Origin of the sequence: Kaistella treverensis (assembly GCF_900114045.1) — a bacterium.
Taxonomy (GTDB): Bacteria; Bacteroidota; Bacteroidia; order Flavobacteriales; family Weeksellaceae; genus Kaistella; species Kaistella treverensis.
Genome location: NZ_FORQ01000004.1, coordinates 1 through 22,727, shown reverse-complemented (window position 1 = coordinate 22,727; position 22,727 = coordinate 1). Strand labels below are relative to the sequence as shown.

The window sequence follows — 22,727 nt, the reverse complement described above, 5'->3', positions numbered from 1 at the left end:
TTTTTATAAAATTTTGTGCCGGTGAAATTCTTGCGTACGGTCAAAAAGATAACGATAAGTTGCTAATTTTCGAGTCACCGTGGTGTCCAGATTTTCAGCGATTTTTATCATTTTCGGGTTAAAATCTCCAATCCACTGCATTTCATAATCTTCGAAATCCGTGGTTTTGCGGAAATGCTTGGTGCCTTCCCAAATCATAAATCCATCGATGCCGCGTCCCTGCCATTCGGGAATTACACCGAAAACCAAACCGACCATTTTCCTATTTTTTTTCAGTTTTTTCAGCACTAAAAAGGCTAATTTTTGGATTATACCAAACTTACCATTGAAGTATTTAAACCATTGGTTCAAGTCCGGAATGTTCATCCAAAAAGCGATTGGCTTTTCCTCCATATAGATAAACCAGGAAATATGTTCATTAATTACCGGCTTTAGCGTGGTAAAAATTTTTAAAGTTTGCGCTTCGGTCAGTTGTTTTCCTTCACCGTGCTTTGCCCACGCCTGATTATAAATTTCGGTGAAATCCTTGGCAAATTTTTCCAGGTGTTTCACTTTCAAAGGTCTGGCGCTTATTTTTTTGTTTTGCGAAACGCGCGCGTGCATTTCCATGAAATTTTCCGCAACCGGACCGTGAACTTTTCGGCCAAAGCACAACTGGTTGAAATAAATTTCGAAACCGTAATTTTCAAAAAGCTCTTTGTAATACGGCGCATTATAATTCATCGCGTACAGCGGCTCGGAAAATCCTTCAATAAGCAAACCCCAGAATTTATCGCGTTCACCGAAATTTATCGGGCCATCCATCGCTTCCATTCCTTTTTCCTGAAGCCAGTTTTTCGCAAAATCAAAAATAAAATTTGCGGTTTGCTGGTCATTAATACAGTCGAAAAAACCAATGCCTCCGGTCGGCTGGCTCTGCTTGTATTTTTTATTGGTAAAAACGGCAATTTTTCCTAAAATTTTATCATCATCATTTTTAAAGATGAATCGTTCGCAAATCCCTAGTTTGAAAAATTTATTTTTCTTCGGATCAAAAACCGCTTCGATGTCCTGGTCCAGAGGGCGGATGTAATTTTTATCTCCCGAAAATAAGGTTGCCGGAAAATCCAGAAATTCCCGTATCGTAGATGCTGAAGTCACTTGTATAACCTTCATATCATCAAAAATAAAAACATTATCTGCATAAAACGTACTTTTTTTCGTTTTTTTTGTAATTTCGGGCAATTAGCCCATTTGTGAAAAAAACGCTCGTCATATTCGCGCATCCTTACTTTGAATATTCTACCACCAATGTAGCGCTGATCAAGGCATACGGGAATTCCGAGCAACTCGTTTTCCGGGATTTGTATGAAGAATATCCGGATTTTCACATCGCAACGTTCCGGGAACGGAAAAGAATTCGTGAATTTGAGCGGCTAATTTTTCATTTTCCTTTAATTTGGTTTGGTTTACCACCATTAATCCAGCTTTGGATTGATGAGGTTTTCGATATGAGCTGGAAAGCGGAAAGCAATCACCCGCTGATGAATAAAGATGCGATAATCATTGTAACAATGGGCGCCTCAGAAGAAAGCTATCACCGCGAAGGTTTGTACAAAACGACCATTGAGGAACTGATGAAACCGCTGATTCTCTCGCTTTCCGTAACCGGTATTGAAATTAAAGAAATCATCTCCATTTATAACGCGGATGATCTTGAAGAGCAGGAACTTGCGGATATGACCGAAAAAATTAAACAAAGTTTAACACGCTATGAGTAACGATTCTTTAGCACAAACAGCGTTAATTTTTTTAGGTGCGGCCATCATCATGGTTCCGCTTGTCCGGAAACTGGGATTAAGCTCTGTAATCGGTTTTATTCTCGGCGGAATTATTATTGGTCCATTTGGTTTAAAGCTAACTGGCGATTCCGATGATATCATGCATGCAACAGAGTTTGGTGTCGTTATGCTTTTATTTTTGGTGGGTCTGGAAATTGAACCGAAAAAATTCTGGATTATTCGGAAGAAAATTCTCGGTATGGGTTTCAGCCAAATGATTTTCACCATCGCTATACTTTTCCCGATCTTCTATTTTGCGGGTTGGCGCACCGATCAGGCGCTGGTCGCGGCCATATGTTTTGCAATGTCGTCCAGCGCGATTGTTTTACAGACTTTAAAAGAGAAAAATACACTTCATACCGATGTTGGTGAAGCGTCATTTTCCATACTTTTATTTCAGGATATGGCGGTAATCCCGCTTTTAGCTTTATTGCCGGTGATTGCGAAAACTTCTGAAAACACCGAAAACCAAAAACTGATACAGCTTCTCCCCGACTGGCTACAACCGTTTTCTATTGTACTCGGAATTGCTGCGCTCATTTTTTTGAGCAGATATACTTTTGTCCCGTTTTTACGCTATGTTTCGCGTTCCGGAATGAATGAACTTCTTACCGCAACTTCACTATTCCTGGTTATCGGTGTTTCAGAACTGATGAATGCCGTAGGTTTGAGCGCCGCACTTGGCGCTTTTATCGCGGGCGTCATGCTGGCGACAAGCGAATTCCGGCACGAGCTGGAAAGTCAGCTTGATCCGTTTAAAGGCGTTTTATTGGCGGTATTTTTTGTAAGCGTCGGTTCCACAATTAACTTTTTTGTCATCATGCAGGACCCGATGTTTATTTTCACCGTAACTGCCGTGGTTTTGTTGGTGAAATTTGGGGTTTTATTCGGTGTCGGGAAGTTTTTTAAGCTTAAAATGAATCAGAATTTCCTGGTTGCTTTGGGGCTTTCACAAGTTGGTGAATTCGCGTTTGTGCTCATTAATTATTCTTCGGATTTATATATTGTTGATCCGCAGCTGAAAGCGCAGCTGATGGCAATTACCGCCATTTCGATGTGTATTACGCCGATTTTATTAATTATCAACGAAAAATTTATTGAACCACACACGAATAAAGCTATACAAAGTCCGGAAGAACTTGAAACACCAGAAATCAAACACAAAATCATTATTGTTGGTTTCGGGCATTTCGGAAGTACGGTTGGCAGGCTGTTACGTGTAAACGGTATTGGTGCAACAATTTTGGATAATGACGCGGAACGCGTGAATTTGCTGCGCTCAAATGGTTTTAAAGTTTATTTCGGCGATGCTTCCAAACCTGGAATTTTGCGATCCGCTGGAGCGGAAACGGCAGATCTTCTGATTTTATGCCTGGATAACCCCGAAAAAAATAAAGCAATTTTAAATTATTCGCGAGAGCATTTCCCCCAACTTCAGATTTTTGTACGTGCGAAAAACCGGCTTGATGCGTATGATTTCATCAATAACGGCGTGGATCATATTTATCGCGAAACTTTGGGAACTGCTGTAAATATGGCGGTGGATATTTTACAAGCCACGGGAATGCGCGCTTATGCTGCGCGACGACTCGGGAAGAGATTTACCATGATCGACATTGCGATGACAAAAAAATTGGCAAAAGAGCAGGTAAAAGATAAAGTAAGTTTCACGATGAGCCAATATCTTAGCCGCGAAGCCGAATTACTCGCGGAAGACACCAACTCTTTCGATGAAACGAAATGGAACGAGTACGATGAAGATCCAAATTAATTCGGTTCGTTTTCCTTCACCAAAACCAAATAAGCCCACGGTTCCAGCTTCAAAGTGGTTTTTCCGGAAATATTGTAGATTTTACCGGTAAAAAGCTCTTTATATTTTCCCTCAAAATAATTGGTGTTTAAATTTACATTCACACTTTTATCGGAAAAATTTAAAACCGGCAAAACGGCATCTTTTTCCATTTCTCGGTAAAAAGAAATAATCTGGTCCTGATGATCATTCACCACGCGAATCATTTCACCACCAAATTTTCCGTTCCAAAGCGCCTTATTTTTGTGTTTTAAATGGAATAGTTTGGTGAAGATTTCACCGTTTTCATCTTGTTTCCATTCAATCGGGTCTTTTTCGAAAAACTTCAGACTTCTATTCAAACCCGCTTCCTGACCGCTGTAGCAAAGCGGCATTCCGTTCACCACGCCGGTCATAACGATTGCAGTTTTTAAGCCTGGTCCAAAATTCAGATACGGATTTCCTTCCCAGGAATTTTTGTCATGATTATCAGTAAATGTCATTCGATACGCATTACGCGGAACCGTGCTTACGTCGTGCGCAAGGTATTCCACCAAACCGCCTAATTTTTGCTGGTTTACGGCGACTTTCATTTCATTCCACAAAGACCAGGAATACGTCATGTCAAACGATTTTTTGTACAAATCGCGGCTTTCCCATTCCGCCAACATAATAACCGGCTTGATCTGATCTAATTCTGCGCGCGCATTTTCCCAGAAATCTACCGGCATAAAGCCTGCAACATCCGCGCGGTAACCGTCGATATTGGTTTCTTTCACCCAAAATTTCAGCGCATCGGTCATATATTTCCGCAGGTCCGGATTGTTATAATCAAAATCGATGACATCATCCCAATCATACCAAGGCGTTGGCTGAAATTTGCCTTTGCGCGTTTTCGTGTACCACTCGGGATGCTCTTTTGCTAAAGGATTGTCCCAGGCCGAGTGATTGCCAACCCAATCGATGATGACGTACATGCCTAAGGAATGAATTTTATCTACCAAATGCTGAAAATCCTTCATCGTCCCGAACTCAGGATTGATGGCTTTAAAATCTTTCACCGAATAATAGCTGCCTAATTTTCCTTTGCGGTTCAGTTCACCAATTGGGTGAATCGGCATAAGCCAGATAATGTCCACACCCATTTTTTTCAGGCGTGGCAGATGTTTTTCAAAAGCTTTGAAAGTGCCTTCCAGTGTGTATTGGCGGATATTGGCTTCATAAATTGTGGCATTTTTGCTCCACTCCGGATGGTTGATTTCTACATATTCTTTGGGCTGATAGCGCGGATCCTTTGTTTGCGCACTTCCCGAAAAAGGAAAGGAAAATGAAAAAGCTAAAATGAAAAAAAATGCCGTTTTCATGACCAATTTTTTTAATTTGAATTTAAACTTAAAATAGCGAGCGCATAACCTTTCAAACCAAAACCACTGATGATTCCGTCCGAATTGACCGCGGTCACAGATTTCTGACGGAATTCTTCGCGCTGATAAATATTGCTGATGTGAACTTCCATTTTTTGCTGCGAAATGTTTTTCAGGCAATCTGCAATCGCGTAAGAATAATGCGTAAAAGCGCCCGGATTAATGATTAAAGCTTCAAAATCATCTTTTTGCAAACGGTCGATGAGCTCACCTTCAATATTGGATTGGTAGTAGGAAATTTCGTGTTCCGGAAATTTGTTTTCAAGCTGATTTAAATATTCTTCCATCGAAATATTTCCGTAAATATCGGGTTCGCGCGTGCCCAAAAGATTTAAATTCGGGCCGTTTACTATTAAAATTTTCATTTTTAGCTTTTTACAAATATAAGCAGTTTTAGCATTAAAACCGTTTAACAGCAAAATGCGCATTGGAAATTTTACCTGCTTTAAAGGCATTTTTTTTGAATTTTCTAAGCTTAAACTTTAAAAATATTTTTTTCAAATAATATCGACTTCAATTTTGGCAACGCCTTTGCCGCGATTTTTGCTTCAATAATCTCTGTGAGCTGAAAATTTATCAATTCAGAATCTCAGCTTTCGGTTCTAAAACATTAAAAAGATGAAAAATATAAGTTTTTTCTGGGATTCTTTAAAGGAAACCTTCACCGAATGGAACAAAAGCAACGCAACCAGCGATTCTGCAAGTTTGGCGTATTACGCTATATTTTCCATTCCCGGACTTTTGATTATCATCATTTGGATTGCGGGATATTTTTTCGGTCAGGAAGCCATTCGTGGGCAGATTGGAGACCAGATCAGCGGAATGATGGGTTCTGACGCGGCGAAAAGTATTGAAGAAATGATCGCAAGCGCGCTGATTGACAAAGAAAATATTTTCATGAAAATCGTGGGAATATTTTCATTGGTGTACGGTGCCACTACCATTTTCTTTCACCTTCAAAGATCGTTGAATACACTTTGGGACGTAGAAGCCGCGCCGAGAAAAGCTTTAATTAAATTTCTGCTTGACCGCGCAAATTCACTCGGGATGATCCTGGTGATTGGTTTTTTGTTGATGATTACGATGATTCTGACGTCGCTCATCAGTTTACTGAATAATTTTATTACAATGAAACTCGGGCTTGAAACCTATCTTTTAATGGAAGTAATGGATTATGTGCTGGGCTTCCTTTTGGTGGTCGCCGTTTTCGCATTTATGTTTAAAGTGCTGCCCGATGTTGAAATTTCCTGGAAAGCGGTGTGGACGGGCGCGATTCTAACCGCCGTTCTGTTCACCATCGGTAAATTTCTGCTTGGTTTATATTTCGCAGAATTAAAGCCTACGTCGACCTTTGGGAAAGCGGGAACCATCATCCTGATTATGATGTGGATTAATTATTCCTGTATGCTGATATTTTTCGGGGCAGAATTCACCAAAATTTATTCGCTGAAGAAAGGTTATTCCATAAAACCGTCGCGTCACGCGAAATGGAGCGCTGCAAAACTTTACGAAAAAGAACAGGAGAAGGAAATGGAAAAGCTGAAATCGCTGCAGGAAACCGAAAATATAACGGCATAATTGAAAAACGAAAAAAAATGCCCTTTTAGCACGGAATTTTTTCCAGCAAAGAACTAGCACTTTTTCCTGGCTCTACGCTCTAAGCTCTACGCTTTATAGCACACAAAAAAACTTCCGAAAAATTAATTTCGGAAGTTTAAGTAGCCCGTAGGGGAGTCGAACCCCTCTTACCAGGATGAAAACCTGAGGTCCTAACCGATAGACGAACGGGCCAGTGCGTCTTGTGTATTGTTTACGCTAAATTATTAACGTGCTTTGTCAATTTGCTTTTCAAGTTGGCAGCTTTGTTCTTGTGGATGATGTTTTTCTTAACCAATTTATCCAACAAAGAAATTACTGATGGCAACTGTAATGCAGCAGCAGCTTTATCTTCTTCATTTCTGAATACTTTCAAAGCTGTTCTAGCAGTCTTGTGATAGTATCTGTTTCTTAATCTTTTCTTTTCGCTTTGTCTGATTCTTTTCAGAGCTGATTTATGATTTGCCATATCTTTCTAAAAACTTGGGTGCAAAGATATAAAATCTTTTTTGATTACAAAATATTATTTACAAACTTTTCAAAATTTCAGTTTTGTAGCCTATAGGGGAATCGAACCCCTGTCGCAAGACTGAAAATCTTGAGTCCTTACCACTAGACGAATAGGCCTTTGCTTTGAGGACTGCAAAAATATTAATTATGTTTTAAACCTGCAACACTCTTTCGGCTTTATTTGGAAAGTTTTTGGATCGTGGTATTTTTAACTCCCTTTTCCTCCAGTTCTTTCTGCGTTTTCACCGCTTCTTCCAAAGTTGCGAATTTCCCGTAGGTATAATAAAACTTACCGTTTTCCTTAACGCGGGTTACATTTTTCAATGTATTTAGCAGGTAAGAATTTGCGCTGAGCTTTTGGTTGCTTACAGCCACTTCCAGCGTATAAGAGCCAATTCCCAGCCGCTGGTTCGGAACAAATGAAATGGAAGTCGCGTTTTTGAAGCCGGCATCTTTCGCTGTTTCCAGGTTATTATCGCGTACCGAAGCGAGATTGGTGACGCTGTAATAATATTTGTACAGGTTGTTTTCTTTGATTGGAAGAACGTAATTCAAACCTTTCAGCGCAGGATCTCCGCTGTTATATTTCATCGGTGATGACATCAGCAAAATCCGGAAATCATTTTTTAACGGCTTTTCGGCAGGTTTTTCTACAATTTTCGGTTCATTATAACCGCCGCCGTTTCTGTCTATTGCTTTTTTATAACTGATGATCGCATCGTAAATACTTTCGGCAATTTCTTCCTGACCTCTATCTGAAGCTAAATACATCGCTTCGTCATGATTACTGATGAACCCGGTTTCTATAAGTACCGAAGGCATCGCATTCAGCCTTAAAACGTGCAAATTTTGCTGTTTTACACCACGGGACAAACGTTTGTCTTTCTTTTCAAAATTATTTTCTATGAAACTCCCAATAAGCAAACTGCTTTCGAGATATTTACTTTGCTGAATTTTTAGCGCAATCAGCGATTCCATGGATTTTGGGTCGTAAGAAGCGAAGGTTTCTCGGTCTTTTTCGTCGAGATAAATTACGTCGTTTTCCGCTTTTGCAACTTCCAGGTTGGTTTTGTTCTGGTCCGGGCCCTGCACAAAAGTTTCGGTTCCGTACGGCGAAGTTCTTTCGTTTGCATTACAGTGAACTGAAAGGAATAAATCTGCTTTGCTGCGGTTTGCAAGCGTTGTGCGCGCCGTCAATGACGGATATTCATCAATTTTTCGGGTGTAAATTATTTTAAAATCTTTATTTTTTTCAAGCATTCTGCCTAATTTCAGCACGACCGCTAAGGTCACATCTTTTTCACGAAGGGTTCCCGTTTCGCTATAATAGCGGTTTGCGCCGTGATCGCTTCCGCCGTGTCCGGCGTCTAGTACGAGGGTGAATTTTTTTTGGGCTTGAGGGAGAAAAAAGAAAAAACAGAAAAATAAGGGGAAATATTTTTTAAACGAAAAACTATACGTAATCATCTGTAAATTTTAAAAATTATATTAATTTTGACGCCAACTTATATCAAGCACTTTGGTCAAAACTGGCTTCAAAAATATACCACTAATTTTAATTATCCTAATTTTTAACAATTTTTTAGCACATCTTGGGGCTCAAAATTTGGCTGGAAATAAGATAGTTAATGATACCATTGCCAGGCAGGACACCATTGTTTTGCCCAAAGAGCAACTGGAAGCCGTGGTGAAAACCAAGGCGGACCGAATACGAAACGACATCCCGAAAAAGATGACTTACCTGAACAAAAATGCGCAGGTAAATTATCAGGATTTAAGCATTTCCGCTGACTATATTTCAATTGACTGGAACAAATCACTCGTTTTCGCGCGTGGTGAGATTGATTCTTTGGGAAAAATCACCAAACCTGCTATTGCCGTTCAGGGTGGAAAAACCTACGAATACGACGAATTTACCTATAATATTAAAACGCGTCAGGCAATTGCTTTCAATGCCAGAACCGAAGAAAGTGAAGGGGTAATAGTTGCTGAAAAAACCAAAAAGTATAACGATTCGGTTTTTTTTATGCGCCGCGGGAAATATACAACCGACGAATATTTCATCAAGAAAAAAGATACCATCGCCGATTATTATCTGTTGGCACCAAATATTAAGCTGATTAAAGGCGAAAAAAAATCGCAGGTAATTACGGGGCCAATTCAGCTTTATATAGAGCAGGTTCCAACGCCGCTTATTATGCCGTTTGCTATTTTGCCTTTTTCGGATAAAAGAAGCGCCGGAATTTTAATTCCAAGTTTTGGCGAGCGCGAAGACGTTGGTTTTTATCTGAATTCCCTCGGATATTATCAGCCGATTGGTGAACATTTCGATGTGAAAATTCTGGCAGACATTTATACCAAAGGAAGCTGGAATCTGCGGCCTGAAGTTAATTACAAAAAAAACTATAAATATACCGGTAATTTTTCTGCAGACATTGGCACTACGGTGCGTGGAATTAAAGGTTTAAGCGATTATTCGAAAACCGGAACCTACCGAATTGCCTGGCGGCATCAGCAGGATTCTAAGGCAAATCCTTTCCTTACATTTTCCGCGTCGGTGGATGTTGTAAGCAGTAAATTTTACAACAATACCGTAAATAATAATTACGCATTTAACCAGAATAACCTCAACGCGCAGCAGAATTCATCAATAAGCATTGTTAAAAGATTTTTGACGCTGCCGGTTACAATTACTGGAACTTCCTCTTACTCCCAAAACTTTTCTACCGGCTTAGCTGACCTGAAATTACCGGTTTTGAATGTAGCGATTAACCAGTTTTATCTTTTCAAACCTAAAAACGGAATCCGCCAAGGACTTTTGGAAAATATTACGGTAAATACAGGATTAAATTTAAATAACTACGTGCAGACCGATGAAGGCGAACTTTTCACCAAAGCGATGTGGGATAAAATGCAGACCGGACTTAAAAACAATATCTCCTTAGGAACCAATACCACGCTTGCAAAGTATTTCACCTTTTCCGTGTCGGCGAATATTGATAATGCTTTAACGACCAAAACTTTAACCCGAAGTTACAATCCGCTCAGTAATAAAGTGGTTGATGTTTTAAATAATAAAATCGCAGGTTATTCTTCATTTTCCACCAGCGCGAGTTTGCAGACGGTTTTATACGGAATGCTGAACTTTAAAAAAGATGCAAAAATCCAGGCAATCCGTCACATGATGACGCCGCAGATCAGCTTCAGTTATTCACCGGATTTTTCTGCGCCGTCTTTTGGATATTATAAAAATTATTTCAGCGACAGAGGCGAAATGACGCCCTATTCGATTTTCGACCGCGGAATTGTAGGTTCACCAAACTCCGGACTTGTGCAAGCCCTGAACTTTTCCATCAACAATAATCTGGAGATGAAAATAAAGTCAAAAAAGGACTCTACAGGCGTTAAAAAATTAAAAATATTTGAAAGCTTAACTTTCAACACCAGCTATAATTTTGCTGCACCAAAATATAAATGGTCAATTTTCAGTTTCAACGGGCAAACTACTTTGTTTGAAAAGCTAAACCTGAACACGAGTCTAACCCTGGAACCTTATCAGATTGTATTTGCTCCCGGTGAGGATACCGGCCTCCGTACGGAAAGATTCGGACATTTCAGCATTCAGGGTTTCAATGCGCAGCTTTCTTATCCGCTGAGTGAAGCGATTTTTGGTGAACGTGAAGATCCCGCAAAAAAGTACAAAAAGAAGGGAGAAATCCGTAATGAAAGCTACTATTTTGATGAGGACAACTATGCGCGGTTTCTGCAGCCGTGGTCACTGAATATCAATGCGCAATACGGTTATACCAGAAGTTTAACCCGTTTCGGGAATAACGTGGCGTCGCTTGGTTTAGATGGAAGCATCCGTTTAACTCCTTATTGGAATATTACGGGAAATCTGTATTACGACATCATCACCAAAGAAATTGCGAATACACAAATTGGTTTTTCACGTGATCAGCGGAGTTTCACCATCAACTTCAATTGGATTCCTTACGGACAGTACAAAGTGTATGATTTCTTTATCGGCATTAAAGCCAATATTCTACGTGATGCGCTGAAATACAAAGACCGCAGCTTTACACAACCAAACGCTCCTTTTTAATTTTATTTAATAAAACATAAGTTTTATATTTGCCAAAAGCCTAAAGAAAAATGAAAACAATTATATCAACTGATAAAGCGCCGGCGGCAATCGGGCCTTATTCTCAAGCCAATTTAATAAACGGAATCCTATATATTTCGGGGCAAATACCCTTTAATAACGAATCTGGAAAGATTGAAGAAGGAATAGAAAAGGCGACACATCAGGTGATGAAAAATCTGGAATTCATTTTAACCGAAGCCGGGCTTAGCTTTAAAAACGTAGTAAAATCTACGATTTTTTTGAAAAATATGGATGATTTTGCAGCAATGAATGAAATTTACGCTTCATACCTTGATGCTGACAATTACCCGGCGCGCGAAACAGTTCAGGTTTCCTGCCTTCCGAGAAATGTAGAAATTGAAATTTCGATGATCGCACATCAATTTTAAATGAATTTCCTTCGGAATACATTTGCAGTTCTCACTGGGCTGGCTGTTGCAGGATTATTAATCTCTATCGGCATCCGCCTGAATTCTGCGTGGATCACGTACGACGAATTTGCGCCTTTTCAGCACTGGAAATCTTTGCTGGAAAAAATGGAGCATAAACCGTACTTTTTTGTGGCTTTGCTGATATCTTCCGGGATTGCTGCAACGGTTGGTGGCGTGGTTACTGCAATTATCGTAAAATACGCGAAAGTAGCTTATGCGATTTTAATCGGTTTTATCCTGTTATTTATGGCGATGCTGGATATTATTATTTTCCCGTATCACCCTACTTTTTATAAAATTCTAATATTTCTTACGTTTTTTCCTTTTTCCTGGATTGGTGGAAAAATCACCGAGGTTATTTATAAGCGGAAAAAACGCCGCGAAAGGAACCTAAAACTTAAATAAAAAAACGCAACATCTTACTGTTGCGTTTTAGTTTTATAAAATTGGTCTTTAAGGCATTTTAAAACCTCCGCTGGCCATTCTGCCATACTCGTCCAAGAACTTAATCTGTACGTTTCCTTTATAGGATTTAAGTCGCTTTTCAATATCTTCTTGAGAATTCACAGGTTTTCCGTTAACTTCAATAACGATGTAGTTATCAACGATACCTATTTTTGCGATTTCGCTTCCACTTTGAACATTTTTTGCAATGACGCCGCTGTCAACACCATAAGCAGTTTTATATTTTTCGCTTAAAGGTTCAAACTCAGCACCGATTTTTTCGGTAACAGATAAATCAGCTTTACTTCGCAGCGCCGTTCCACCCTGCTGGTCACGCAAAGTTACGTTTACGGTATTGGTTTTACCATTTCTAATATAAGTTACGAGAACTTTATCACCAGGTCTTTTGCTGCCTACCGCGTAAGAAAGATCGAAATAACTTGAAACCGGAGTATTATCAACCTGTGTAATAATATCACCATTTCTTAATCCGGCCAGTTCTGCACCGCCTTTTTCTACCACTTCGATGAGGTAAACGCCGTTACCTTCTTTCAGATTGGTTTTTTTCTCTCTGTTATAAGCTGCAACTGCCTGCGAGTCTGATAAATCCAGTGAAAGCACACCTAAAAATCCGCGCTGTACGAGACCAAATTTCTTAATATCTTCTACCACTTTTCTGGCCAAATTCGCTGGCACTGCAAATCCGTAACCTTCATAATAACCTGTTTTTGATGAAATAGCGGAGTTAATTCCAATTAATTCACCATTCGGATTTACCAATGCACCACCGGAGTTTCCAGGATTAATGGCCGCATCCGTTTGGATAAAACTTTCAATTGGTGTTCTGGAATTTTGGCTCAGCAAATCAATACTTCTGCCTTTCGCAGAAACAATACCTGCCGTAACGGTAGAATTTAATCCCATCGGGTTTCCAACTGCAAGCACCCACTGACCAACATCAACATTATCGGAATTTGCGAAATTTAAATAAGGCAAACCTTTTTCTTCAATTTTCAAAAGCGCGATGTCTGTTGTCGGATCAGTTCCCACCAACGTTGCGACATAAGATTTCTTGTTAGAAAGTACAACTTCTAGTTTATTAGCACCCGCAATCACGTGGTTGTTTGAAATAATGTATCCGTCTGGGGAAATAATAACTCCCGAACCCATACCTGTAGGCATGTTCGGTGGTGGAGTTTGCTGCTGCTGCGATCTTGGATTACCGAAAAACAAGTCGAATAAATCCTGCTCGCTTCCACGGGTTCTTGCAGCGGAGAAATTTTTAATGCTCACCACCGCCGGAACTGTCATTTTGGCAGCTTTTACGAAATCATCGCCCACGCCTGTCATGTTGAAAGCAGCATATTGAGCATTGGAATTTTTCGGAGCAAAATAAGAGAAATCTGAATTCCCGTTGGCTTCATTAAAGTAAGTAAGTGCCCCAACTGTGGTGGCACCAGACATTACACCAACCAAAGCATACGGAATCAGTTTTTTAAAAGTATTTTTCATTGTCATTTAATTGTTTGAATGTAATTTTCCCTGTAAGGTTAACAAATTTAATGCTAAATGAGTATATGGAAAAAATCCTTTGTTTCAACTTTAACCATTATTTAACAGGAATTGAGGGATTTTAAATGTTCTTTAAGAGTTTATCGAAGTTCTCGTCACAACTGCTTTGAAATATTTTCAGCTCATTTGTGCCACGCCGCTATTCTTAGTATATTTGGGACCATCTTGGCAGAAAAAATTTATTACCAAAATCCAAATTTATTTCGATGAAACTCAATATAAAGAATGAAACCGGCACGCTGAAATCTGTTGTTCTAGGGCAACCCAAATCCTTGGGCGCCGTCCCAATTATTGATGACAGTTACGATGCAAAATCTTATCATTCTATTCTGAACGGAATTTATCCCTCAGAAAAAGAGATTATTGACGAAATGTCGGAGTTTGAAAAAGTGCTGAGAAAATACAATGTTCAGGTTTTTCAACCCGAAGTAATCCCGGATTACAACCAGGTTTTTGCGCGCGACGTTGCTTTTGTGATTGATGATAAAATGATTATTTCAAACGTAATTGCAGACCGCGCTGATGAGCAGGACGCTTACCGAAAAATTTTTGAAAAAGTAAAATGGCGCGACATCATTAATTTGCCGGACACCGCGCATGTTGAAGGCGGTGACGTTATTGTTTGGAACGATTTCCTATTCATTGGAACGTGCTTCTCTCAGGATTACCGCAATTTCAAAACCGCGCGGACAAACGAATACGCCATTGAAATTTTAAAGGAATATTTCCCGAAAAAACGAATTCTCGATTTTGAACTCAAAAAAAATGACCGCGAACCTTACCAGGGAATTCTGCATCTGGACTGCACTTTTAATCCGGTTGGTAAAGACAAATGCATTATCTATAAAGATGGTTTTGTGGACGAAAGCGACTACATGCTGATTCTGGATATTTTCGGCGAAGAAAATTGCTTCCACGTCACCGATGAAGAAATGTTCGAAATGTGCCCTAATATTTTTTCCATTTCGCCGGAAGTTGTGGTTTCCGACAAAGCATTTACGCGAATGAATAAGCATTTACGCGAAGAATGGGGAATGACGGTTGAAGAAATCCCGTATCGCGAAATTTCAAAAATGGGCGGACTTTTAAGATGCTCCACTTTGCCGCTTGTACGCGAATAATTTAAGAAGAAAGCTGCTTCAACCTGCTGATTTCTTCCGCGGAAACAAACGAATCGTATTTCAAAATCGCGGAGGAATGAAAACTTGTGCCGCCCGTGAATTTTCGGATTTCCGCGAGATTTTCCGAACGCACGCCGCCGCCGATTAAAATTTCGATTTTATGCTGATATTTCTCGATAAGATTTTTCAGATTTTCTTGCCCTTCCAGGGCTGTTTTTTTTCCACCTGAAGTCAGCACCGTTCGGAAACCGAGTTTAATTAGAGTTTCGATTGATTTTTCCAAATCTGAAGTACGGTCAAAAGCGCGGTGAAAAGTACACGGCGTATCGCCCGCAAGTTCCAGCAATTCGCGGTTTTTCCTTTCATCGATCTCGTTGTGCGCGTCCAGAATCCCGAAAACCAACCCGTCGGCGCCACCTTCTTTGAAACTGATGATGCTGTTTTTCATCTGCAAAAATTCGTGCGCGGTGTAATAAAAATTGCCCCCTTTCGGGCGAATCATCACATAAATTGATGTGGAATAAGTTTTCTTTAAATGCAGAAATTCATAAAAATCGGGCGTGGTGCCGCCGCGTGAAATATCAGCACAGAATTCTATCCTGTCCGCCATGGACTGAAGCGCGATTTCCGCGGAAGTAATTTCAAAGCAGGCAATTTCCAGCATTTTTTCGGGGTTTAAACGGGTAATTTTTTCAATTTAGCTTTCGGAAAATTCGCTGCTTTTCCCGGTAATTTTTTCAGTTTACATCTTTAAAAATTCCGTGCTTTTTCAGGTAATTTTTCAATCTTCACTATTAAAAAATACCGTGTTTTTTCAGGTAATTTTTTGAATTTAACTAATTTACGCAAAATATTGCAAAACGGATGGAGCCCAGTCATTTTGAAATGTTAAATTTGCTCAAAATTAAAATATTTATGCAGACAACCGATACGGTTTTGATGATCGAACCAGTTGCTTTTGGTTTTAATTCTGAAACCGCCGAAAATAATTATTTCCAGGTAAATTTCGAGAACGATTCTACACAGCAGAAAGCTTTGGAAGAATTTAATGCTTTTGCCGAAAAACTCCGCGAAAAAGGCGTGAATGTTATTGTGGTAAAAGATACTTTGGAACCGCATTCGCCGGACTCTATTTTCCCAAATAATTGGGTGAGTTTTCACCAGGACGGTCGCGTAGCGCTGTACCCGATGTTTGCACCAAACCGCCGCGTTGAGCGCCGCTTAGATGTTTTGGATGCGGTGAAAGGGGAAAATTTTGTCATTACCGAAATCGATGACCGGTCTTCTGCTGAAAACGAAAATAAATTTCTGGAAGGAACCGGAAGCATGATTTTCGATCACGATTACCGAATCGCGTACGGCTCGGTTTCTTTACGTCTTGACGAAGAACTGTTCCGGGAATTTTGCAAAAAATACGACTACAAGCCGGTAATTTTTCATTCCTACCAAAACGTTGGAAATGAGCGTTTTCCGATTTATCACACCAACGTCATGATGTGTGTCGCGGAACAGTTTGTGGTAATTTGCCTGGACTGCATCGACAATGAAATGGAGCGTGAAAAAGTGCAGGAAATCATTAAAACAACCAATAAAGAGCTGATTGAAATTTCTGAAGATCAAATGCAGCAATTTGCCGGAAATATGCTTCAGGTGAAAAATATCGAGGGGAAACAGTTTTTGGTGATGAGCGAAACCGCGTATAAATCCTTAACACCGCAGCAAATCGCGAAAATTGAAAAGTATTGCGAAATCATTTATTCAGATTTGAGTACGATTGAAATTAACGGCGGCGGAAGCGCACGCTGCATGTTGGCAGAAGTTTTTTTGCCGAAGAATTGACCATTTTTTTTAAAATAACGAAAAACCCTTAGAAAATTCTAAGGGTTTTTTTGCGAAAAAAATTTAGTTAAATAAAGGGAAATAATTTAATTAGTTCTGGATTTAATGTCTTTGTCGGCGCTTTCAATGTTTCGTACTTTTTTCACCTTTTGGTTTCCGAAATTATATACGATGGTAAGTTCCACGCCTTGGTTATATTGATTTTGATCGATGAAGTTGTAGTTTCCGTTGCTTTGCAAATCTTCGATAACCACTTTATTGGTTTTCAAAACATCATTCACACCCAACGAAAAAGTCCACTGATTCCATAGTTTTTTCAAGTTCAAATCTAAACTCATCAAACTGTTCAGCTGACCGAGTTCTATTTGCTGTTTGTCCACATAAAAATAATTTATTCCCAAAAACCAGGTCTTTTTTTCATCAAGGCGAATATTATTATTAGTTTGGATCAGTAAGCTGTTGGACGCAATATGGTTTTCATACATCGGGAAAACATCGCCGGTTAGTGGATCTGTGTCCAGATTTCCGTCATTAACATTTCTTTGAACGCCGATGTTGAAATTGGAAGTCAAATAACCTTTGAAAAAGCTTCGCTGCATTCCCAGCATCGCGCTCATTTCCTGCTTGTCACCGAAATTGGTGCGGATGTACCGGAGCTGGTTTTTTCCATCAATTACACCCTGTAAAGGCACCTGCGTGATTTGGTCTTTAGTTAAACTGTGGTTTAAAATCAGAAAATAAGAGTTTTTAAACATATACGTCAGCTCGTGCGTGTAAACCGAAGAGGCTTTTACAAACGGATTGTTCTGGATATAATTAAACTCTGTAAGAACATTTTTTACCGGATTTAGCTCCCAAAAACTTGGCCTTCTCATTCTGCTGGAAAAAGCGTAAGAAAGCGTATTTCGATCGTTGATGGTGTAATTAAGACTTATATATGGCAAAAGTTTGTCGTAATCACGTTTAATGTTTCGCAGATTTTCGTCCTGCGCGTTATCAGATCGGCCTTCACTTGTAGTCAGCTCATAGCGGGCGCCGGCTTTCGCTGAAAATTTTGGTGAAAATACTTTGTCAACCGTAACGTAACCACCGAAAATACTTTCATCGTAAACAAAATGATTCGGCATACTTGCGGAATTTCCGGTTCTGTAATCAAAAGAATTGTATTTCGTGTCGTTATCAGTTTTGGTATTGTTAAAATTTCCACCGACGGATACTGTGAAATCTTTTTTAAATTTCTGAATATAATCTGCAGTTGCAGAAAAATTGTCGATAAGCTGCGGCTGCGCCTGCATTATCTTCAATAAATTTTCAACCTGGTTTTGGTTTTTATCGGCTAAAATGGTAAAGTTTTCTGAAGTCTGGAATCTACGGTACAGCAAACCAGCAGCATTTAAATTTAATTTACTTCCCAGCGTATCGGTTTTCAATTCGTAATTTAAGTTGAGGGAATTGTTGTAAGAACGCGCATTTTCTTCGCTTTTGGTTAAAGAATAATCGGTTTCACCGCTGGTAAGATCCGTGCTTGTATTGAAAAGATTTGCTTTGGAACCGTAACTTCTGTTCGCGCGCGAATTGAAAGTAAGTCCCAAACTGTTATTGTCATTAATTTGGTAATCGAGGTTCAGATAACCACCAAGATTTTGGTTGGGGTCGGTAAGGTTTCCTTCAGTTCTGTTTGCTGCAGAAGCATTTCCGTTTCGCAAAATATAATATTGCTCTCGGATGTTTTCGCTGCCGTTAAAATTGGCGTTTACACCAAGTTTGTCTTTGCGGTAATTCAAGCTGATGCCGGCGCCCGCTGCATTGTGATAATTTTGCTCGTTATTTAGGCGCAGATTTCCGTTCAGCCCGTTGCTGCTTTTCTTTTTCAGCACGATATTGATGATTCCGTCGGAAGATTCCACTTTATATTCACTTCCGGGCACGGTAATCACCTCGATTTTCTGTATGTTTTCAGCAGGCGTATTTTTCAGGAAAGCAACCAAAGATTCCGCATCCATTTGGGTTACACGACCGTCGATGAAAATTACAGCATTAGATTTTCCGGCAATTTTCAATGTTTTATCATCGGTTGACGAAACAAGTGGAGTTTCTTTTAAAAGACCAAAGGCGGTATTTCCTTTCGCCTGCGGCGAAGCTGCCACATCGAAAACAAAGCGGTCACTTTCTTTTTTAAAGACTTTTTTGGTCATTGTAACTTCCTTGATATTTTCTGTTTTTACAGAATCGTTCTTCGGATTTTGCTGCGCAAAGGCGACAAAACCTGTAAGCAACGAAAGTGAAATAATAAGTTTTTTCATGGTTTTAGTTTAAAAAAAAGAAGAAGGAAGCGGTGGTATTAGGTTTTGCGATTTGGTTATCAGTTTTGCTTCCTTCTATCTTTCTGGTATTAGTTTTCTTGAATCTTACATTGCAAAGATATAAAAAACATTTAGTATTATGCAATACAAAGTAGTAATAAAATGTTTTTATTTTACTTAACTAATTGAATTTCGATTACTTAGATTTTACGCAAAAATTAAAAAAGGAAAAATTGGGTGAAATAACGGTCAAAAAATTATGCTTTTTGCTGAAGGTTTTAACAAAATGTAGTTGTCCAAAAAAGCTATTTTTAGAAAAAGCCAGGAAACAAGCGGAAATTTTTTAAAGAAATTGACGTAATATAAAACCAAAAAAAAGCCGCTTTTAGCGGCAAATATTTTTAAATATAATTTAGCTGAAATTTATTCGCGGTTAAAACGCGCTAATTTTTTATCAACCCAAATTGTCGCAAAAGGAAAGAATGCCGCCAGAACAGCGAAAACCGTATCTTCATCATCCCAGGAATATATTTTTCGGGCTTCGATAATCAAAATTAAATACAGCGTGAAAAACAATCCGTGAATGTTTCCTACGATAATAATGAATATGGTTGGCAAAAGTCCTTCCTGATCGTAACGCTTCCACACCATCGCGACGCAATACAGCAAAAAGCACGAAATAGCTTCCGCAACACAAATCTGTTTAAACCATTTGATGAGCTGCTCGCGGCTATATTTGGCAAAAAAATTCTCGATAAAGTTCATAAGAAAAAGCAGTTTTAGCTTGAAAGTGCAAACTTAAGAAATTAAAAATCAGCACACCAGAAACCTTTAGCGGTAAAAGTTGCTGCCGTCCAGATATTCGAAAACTTCCGGTGGCAACATCGGCCGCACATTTTTTCCGTCTTTCAGCATTTTTCGGATTTCCGTGGCAGAAAGTTCGATGATCGGAGCTTTAATTAAAGAAATATTCGGGTGAACGGACGCGTTTTCCGGTAAACCGCTGGTAAGGCGCGGATATACGATAATCTGATAATTTTCAATCATGGTTTCCGCATTCTTCCATTTGCTTAAACTTTTCAGATTGTCTTCGCCCATAATTAAAGCAAAATTATAATCCGGATGCTTTTCCTTTAAATATGACAGCGTGTCTATCGTATAACTCGGAATTGGCAGAGAAAACTCGATATTTGACGCGCGCATTTTCGGGTAATTTTTTACCGCCAGCTGTACCATATCCAAACGGTTATGATCTTTCAGCAAAGATTTCTTTTCCTTGAAAGGATTCTGCGGACTCACCACAAACCACAGTTCATCCATATCCGTATTTTCCAGAATGTAATTCGCCAAAATCAAATGACCAATATGGATGGGATTAAAACTGCCAAAAAACAAACCAATTTTCTTCATACATTTACAATGATCAGCCGCTAAAATACCGCGTTTTCAATTAAAAAAGTTAATTTTATAAAGATAAAAAATTCCGCGCAAAACCGACTAAAATCGCGGAATTTCCGTTCAGTACAAATACCTGCTTTTTGAAAAAAATTCTGCCTTTTTTCCTGCTTTTTTTCTGTGCTTATCTTCAGGCGCAAAATAAGGAATTCTGGCTCGTCGATGTTCAGACCGAAAAAAAATCGGTTGTAAAAGATTCCGCCGCAGCGGTGAATTTCCTGGACTCTTTAGCCCAAAATAATTTTTATTTTACCAAAATCATCAACGTAAAAAAAGAAGCAAATCACACCGAAATATATTTCGATAAAGGCACAAACTACAATGAAGCTTTCGTAACCCTTTCACCTGAAATTTGGCAGGATTTACAGCTTAAAAACCAATTTTTCACCAAAAACCTCGATTCTTTAAAAAAAGAATTCAGCGAAAATTACCGAAAAAAGGGCTATATTTTTAATCGGGTAAAATCGAAATTCCGGGGAATGGAAAACGGTTTTCCGGCGGTGGAAATTTCTGTTTTAAAAAATTCGCAGCGAAAAGTTGATAAAATTGTACTGAAAGGCTACGAAAATGTGCCGTCTCGCTTTGTGAAAAATTTAGAAAATGATTATGTTGGTAAGGTTTACGATGAAAAAATACTTTCTGATTTAAACCGTTCTCTGCAAAACCACGAATTTTTCACGCTGGAAAAACCACCGCAAACACTTTTCACCAAAGATTCTACAGACATTTATCTGTTTTTGCAGAAGAAAAAATCCAACAACTTCGATGGCGTGATTGGTTTTGGAAATGACAAAAGCGAAAAATTTACCTTTAATGGCAGCTTAAATTTAAATCTCAGAAATATTTTCAACGCTTTTGAAACAGTAAATATTTTCTGGCAGAGAAATCCAGACAAAGGACAGACTTTCGATTTGCAAACCGATGTTCCTTATCTTTTTAAAAGCAATATTGGCGCAGATTTTAAGGTGAATATTTTCCGTCAGGATTCCACTTACGCAACAGTAAAACTGACACCAGCATTTTATTTGAATTTCAAAAATAACCACAAAATCGGTGTTCGTGGCACTTTTGAAACATCTACCGTCATTGATTCCACCTATGTTCAGGGAAAAGATTTTAATAAAAACGGGATTGGACTTTGGTATCAGTTTCAGGAACCTACGGACGTAGATTTGTTTTTGTACAAATCGCGGCTGCGACTTGAAGCAGATTACGTTTCAGCAAAATATGGCGACGAAAAATTGGCTGGTGCACAGGCACATTTTTTCATTTCGGTTGAGCGGAATTTTCACCTGAAAGACAATCATTATTTAAATTTCAATGCTGAAGGAGCTTTTCTGAATTCAAAAAACGGTTTTGCTACCAACGAGCTGTTGCGCTTCGGCGGCTGGAATTCTTTCCGCGGTTTCAATGAAAAATCGCTGTTTGCAGATCTTTATTATTACGGCACGGCAGAATACCGATATTTAGTGGGAAACCAGGCGTTTTTCGATGTTTTCGGGCAGTACGGTGAGTTCCAAAACCGAAGCCTGAATCTGAAACCAAAAATTTACAGTTTCGGTCTGGGCTTTAATTTCGTTTTACCAATCGGCTTGATGAGTTTTCAAATCTCGAACGGCAACCAATTTGGAAATCCAATAAAATTCAGTGACACGAAGATCCATTGGGGCGTTTTGAGCAGATTTTAGGAGCAACCACATTTTCCGCTTCGTAGAAGATTACAACCCGCTGTCCGCTATATCCCCGGCTTCGGCCACGGCCTCGCCGGGGGATGCCGCTACCATCGGGGCTAGAAGTCTGGCTGCCGCTTCTTATATAAAACATTCGGCATGATTTCCCGTAGGAAAAATATTCGCTGCTAAAAAGCTGATTTTTTGCTTTTTGCTTAAAACATTAAATTGAGAAAAGTAAACGCAGCAGGTTATGACAAATTCCACCAGATTCTTATATCTTCGATTATTCAATGAAAAAATTCGCTGCTAAAAGGCTTTTTTTTTTGGATTTTAGTATTTTCAATTCCAGAATAAAGCAGTATCAAGTTTATCGCGCATTTATTTACTAATATAATCCTTAGCTCTTTTTTACCTTTGGTTGTTACTTTGCTCTGTCTCCTGTACTCGTGGTTCTTTCCTCTCATTTCCAAGCACAAAAAAACCTCATACAAATAAATGTATGAGGTTTAAAAAACTGGCGGCGACCTACTCTCCCGCTTTCGCAGTACCATCGGCGCTAGAGGGCTTAACTTCTGTGTTCGGAATGGGAACAGGTGAGCCCCT

The 22,727-nt window shown here is 39.2% G+C and carries 19 protein-coding genes, 2 tRNA genes and 1 rRNA gene; 9 read left to right on the top strand and 13 right to left on the bottom strand.

Features of this window, described 5'->3' with window-relative positions; translation table 11 throughout:
- Positions 1–3: 3 nt before the first annotated feature.
- Positions 4–1,155 carry a hypothetical protein gene (locus BMZ55_RS09815; protein WP_089820344.1) on the bottom strand — a complete coding sequence of 384 codons (1,152 nt, stop codon included), beginning with the start codon at positions 1,153–1,155 and terminating at the stop codon, positions 4–6.
- An 80-nt stretch (positions 1,156–1,235) separates the two neighbouring features.
- Here BMZ55_RS09815 and BMZ55_RS09810 point away from each other — a divergent pair, with 80 nt between their 5' ends.
- Positions 1,236–1,760 carry an NAD(P)H-dependent oxidoreductase gene (locus BMZ55_RS09810; protein WP_089820201.1) on the top strand — a complete coding sequence of 175 codons (525 nt, stop codon included), beginning with the start codon at positions 1,236–1,238 and terminating at the stop codon, positions 1,758–1,760.
- A complete protein-coding gene (locus BMZ55_RS09805; RefSeq protein WP_089820200.1) occupies positions 1,753–3,591 on the top strand; it encodes a monovalent cation:proton antiporter-2 (CPA2) family protein in 1,839 nt (612 codons plus the stop codon). The genes BMZ55_RS09810 and BMZ55_RS09805 overlap by 8 nt, the downstream gene beginning before the upstream one ends.
- On the opposite strand, the gene BMZ55_RS09800 is transcribed toward BMZ55_RS09805, so the two are convergent.
- Complete coding sequence (locus tag BMZ55_RS09800; protein WP_089820199.1) at positions 3,588–4,973, bottom strand: alpha-amylase family glycosyl hydrolase; 1,386 nt, start codon at positions 4,971–4,973, stop codon at positions 3,588–3,590. The two genes, BMZ55_RS09805 and BMZ55_RS09800, sit on opposite strands and share 4 nt — an antisense overlap.
- A gap of 11 nt (positions 4,974–4,984) precedes the next feature.
- Complete coding sequence (locus tag BMZ55_RS09795; protein WP_089820343.1) at positions 4,985–5,398, bottom strand: type II 3-dehydroquinate dehydratase; 414 nt, start codon at positions 5,396–5,398, stop codon at positions 4,985–4,987.
- 253 nt (positions 5,399–5,651) lie between these two features.
- On the opposite strand from BMZ55_RS09795, the gene BMZ55_RS09790 reads away from it, so the two are divergent.
- Positions 5,652–6,611 carry a YihY/virulence factor BrkB family protein gene (locus BMZ55_RS09790; protein WP_089820198.1) on the top strand — a complete coding sequence of 320 codons (960 nt, stop codon included), beginning with the start codon at positions 5,652–5,654 and terminating at the stop codon, positions 6,609–6,611.
- A gap of 141 nt (positions 6,612–6,752) precedes the next feature.
- Here BMZ55_RS09790 and BMZ55_RS09785 read toward each other — a convergent pair.
- From BMZ55_RS09785 to BMZ55_RS09770, 4 genes are all read right to left on the bottom strand, one after another.
- Positions 6,753–6,824 (bottom strand) — tRNA-Glu (locus tag BMZ55_RS09785).
- 19 nt (positions 6,825–6,843) lie between these two features.
- Positions 6,844–7,098, bottom strand: a complete 255-nt coding sequence (rpsT, locus tag BMZ55_RS09780) for a 30S ribosomal protein S20 (protein ID WP_089820197.1) — start codon at positions 7,096–7,098, stop codon at positions 6,844–6,846.
- 86 nt (positions 7,099–7,184) lie between these two features.
- Positions 7,185–7,256 (bottom strand) — tRNA-Glu (locus tag BMZ55_RS09775).
- 60 nt (positions 7,257–7,316) lie between these two features.
- Complete coding sequence (locus BMZ55_RS09770) at positions 7,317–8,606, bottom strand: N-acetylmuramoyl-L-alanine amidase family protein (RefSeq protein WP_089820196.1); 1,290 nt, start codon at positions 8,604–8,606, stop codon at positions 7,317–7,319.
- Positions 8,607–8,658: 52 nt separating this feature from the next.
- On the opposite strand from BMZ55_RS09770, the gene BMZ55_RS09765 reads away from it, so the two are divergent.
- The 3 genes from BMZ55_RS09765 to BMZ55_RS09755 are packed head-to-tail and all read left to right on the top strand — an operon-like array spanning position 8,659 to position 12,122.
- On the top strand, positions 8,659–11,244 hold the full coding sequence (locus BMZ55_RS09765) for a putative LPS assembly protein LptD (protein ID WP_089820195.1): 2,586 nt from the start codon (positions 8,659–8,661) through the stop codon (positions 11,242–11,244).
- Between the two features lie 50 nt (positions 11,245–11,294).
- A complete protein-coding gene (locus tag BMZ55_RS09760) occupies positions 11,295–11,675 on the top strand; it encodes a Rid family detoxifying hydrolase (protein ID WP_089820194.1) in 381 nt (126 codons plus the stop codon).
- Complete coding sequence (locus BMZ55_RS09755; protein WP_089820193.1) at positions 11,676–12,122, top strand: hypothetical protein; 447 nt, start codon at positions 11,676–11,678, stop codon at positions 12,120–12,122.
- A 48-nt stretch (positions 12,123–12,170) separates the two neighbouring features.
- Here BMZ55_RS09755 and BMZ55_RS09750 read toward each other — a convergent pair whose 3' ends face one another.
- Positions 12,171–13,673: a trypsin-like peptidase domain-containing protein gene (locus BMZ55_RS09750; RefSeq protein ID WP_089820342.1), complete on the bottom strand. Its 1,503-nt coding sequence runs from the start codon at positions 13,671–13,673 to the stop codon at positions 12,171–12,173.
- A gap of 266 nt (positions 13,674–13,939) precedes the next feature.
- On the opposite strand from BMZ55_RS09750, the gene BMZ55_RS09745 reads away from it, so the two are divergent.
- Positions 13,940–14,854: a dimethylarginine dimethylaminohydrolase family protein gene (locus BMZ55_RS09745; RefSeq protein WP_089820192.1), complete on the top strand. Its 915-nt coding sequence runs from the start codon at positions 13,940–13,942 to the stop codon at positions 14,852–14,854.
- Between the two features lies 1 nt (position 14,855).
- On the opposite strand, the gene BMZ55_RS09740 is transcribed toward BMZ55_RS09745, so the two are convergent.
- Entirely contained in the window at positions 14,856–15,518 is a 663-nt protein-coding gene (locus tag BMZ55_RS09740) for a copper homeostasis protein CutC (RefSeq protein ID WP_089820191.1), read from the bottom strand.
- Between the two features lie 251 nt (positions 15,519–15,769).
- Between BMZ55_RS09740 and ctlX the strand changes: the two genes are divergently transcribed.
- On the top strand, positions 15,770–16,693 hold the full coding sequence (gene ctlX / locus BMZ55_RS09735) for a citrulline utilization hydrolase CtlX (RefSeq protein ID WP_089820341.1): 924 nt from the start codon (positions 15,770–15,772) through the stop codon (positions 16,691–16,693).
- 86 nt (positions 16,694–16,779) lie between these two features.
- Here the strand turns inward: ctlX and BMZ55_RS09730 are convergent, their stop codons facing one another.
- The 3 genes from BMZ55_RS09730 to nadD all read right to left on the bottom strand — a co-directional run bounded on the left by BMZ55_RS09730 (position 16,780) and on the right by nadD (position 20,406).
- Entirely contained in the window at positions 16,780–18,996 is a 2,217-nt protein-coding gene (locus BMZ55_RS09730) for a TonB-dependent receptor domain-containing protein (protein WP_089820190.1), read from the bottom strand.
- A gap of 423 nt (positions 18,997–19,419) precedes the next feature.
- A complete protein-coding gene (locus BMZ55_RS09725) occupies positions 19,420–19,761 on the bottom strand; it encodes a DUF3817 domain-containing protein (RefSeq protein WP_089820189.1) in 342 nt (113 codons plus the stop codon).
- A gap of 66 nt (positions 19,762–19,827) precedes the next feature.
- Positions 19,828–20,406, bottom strand: coding sequence for a nicotinate (nicotinamide) nucleotide adenylyltransferase (gene nadD, locus BMZ55_RS09720; protein ID WP_089820188.1), 579 nt, complete (start codon positions 20,404–20,406; stop codon positions 19,828–19,830).
- A gap of 128 nt (positions 20,407–20,534) precedes the next feature.
- Here nadD and BMZ55_RS09715 point away from each other — a divergent pair, with 128 nt between their 5' ends.
- Positions 20,535–22,139, top strand: a complete 1,605-nt coding sequence (locus BMZ55_RS09715) for a BamA/TamA family outer membrane protein (RefSeq protein WP_089820187.1) — start codon at positions 20,535–20,537, stop codon at positions 22,137–22,139.
- A 497-nt stretch (positions 22,140–22,636) separates the two neighbouring features.
- Here BMZ55_RS09715 and rrf read toward each other — a convergent pair.
- Positions 22,637–22,727, bottom strand: a 5S ribosomal RNA gene (gene rrf, locus BMZ55_RS09710); the annotation flags it as partial.

Excerpts from the sequence above, each read along its gene's own strand:
- BMZ55_RS09755 (WP_089820193.1), top strand. The coding sequence starts at position 11,676 with ATGAATTTCCTTCGGAATACATTTGCAGTTCTCACTGGGCTGGCTGTT.
- nadD (WP_089820188.1), bottom strand. The coding sequence starts at position 20,406 with ATGAAGAAAATTGGTTTGTTTTTTGGCAGTTTTAATCCCATCCATATT.
- BMZ55_RS09745 (WP_089820192.1), top strand. The coding sequence starts at position 13,940 with ATGAAACTCAATATAAAGAATGAAACCGGCACGCTGAAATCTGTTGTT.
- BMZ55_RS09760 (WP_089820194.1), top strand. The coding sequence starts at position 11,295 with ATGAAAACAATTATATCAACTGATAAAGCGCCGGCGGCAATCGGGCCT.
- BMZ55_RS09730 (WP_089820190.1), bottom strand. The coding sequence starts at position 18,996 with ATGAAAAAACTTATTATTTCACTTTCGTTGCTTACAGGTTTTGTCGCC.
- rpsT (WP_089820197.1), bottom strand. The coding sequence starts at position 7,098 with ATGGCAAATCATAAATCAGCTCTGAAAAGAATCAGACAAAGCGAAAAG.
- BMZ55_RS09740 (WP_089820191.1), bottom strand. The coding sequence starts at position 15,518 with ATGCTGGAAATTGCCTGCTTTGAAATTACTTCCGCGGAAATCGCGCTT.
- BMZ55_RS09770 (WP_089820196.1), bottom strand. The coding sequence starts at position 8,606 with ATGATTACGTATAGTTTTTCGTTTAAAAAATATTTCCCCTTATTTTTC.
- BMZ55_RS09800 (WP_089820199.1), bottom strand. The coding sequence starts at position 4,973 with ATGAAAACGGCATTTTTTTTCATTTTAGCTTTTTCATTTTCCTTTCCT.
- ctlX (WP_089820341.1), top strand. The coding sequence starts at position 15,770 with ATGCAGACAACCGATACGGTTTTGATGATCGAACCAGTTGCTTTTGGT.
- BMZ55_RS09750 (WP_089820342.1), bottom strand. The coding sequence starts at position 13,673 with ATGAAAAATACTTTTAAAAAACTGATTCCGTATGCTTTGGTTGGTGTA.
- BMZ55_RS09790 (WP_089820198.1), top strand. The coding sequence starts at position 5,652 with ATGAAAAATATAAGTTTTTTCTGGGATTCTTTAAAGGAAACCTTCACC.
- BMZ55_RS09795 (WP_089820343.1), bottom strand. The coding sequence starts at position 5,398 with ATGAAAATTTTAATAGTAAACGGCCCGAATTTAAATCTTTTGGGCACG.
- BMZ55_RS09805 (WP_089820200.1), top strand. The coding sequence starts at position 1,753 with ATGAGTAACGATTCTTTAGCACAAACAGCGTTAATTTTTTTAGGTGCG.
- BMZ55_RS09725 (WP_089820189.1), bottom strand. The coding sequence starts at position 19,761 with ATGAACTTTATCGAGAATTTTTTTGCCAAATATAGCCGCGAGCAGCTC.
- BMZ55_RS09815 (WP_089820344.1), bottom strand. The coding sequence starts at position 1,155 with ATGAAGGTTATACAAGTGACTTCAGCATCTACGATACGGGAATTTCTG.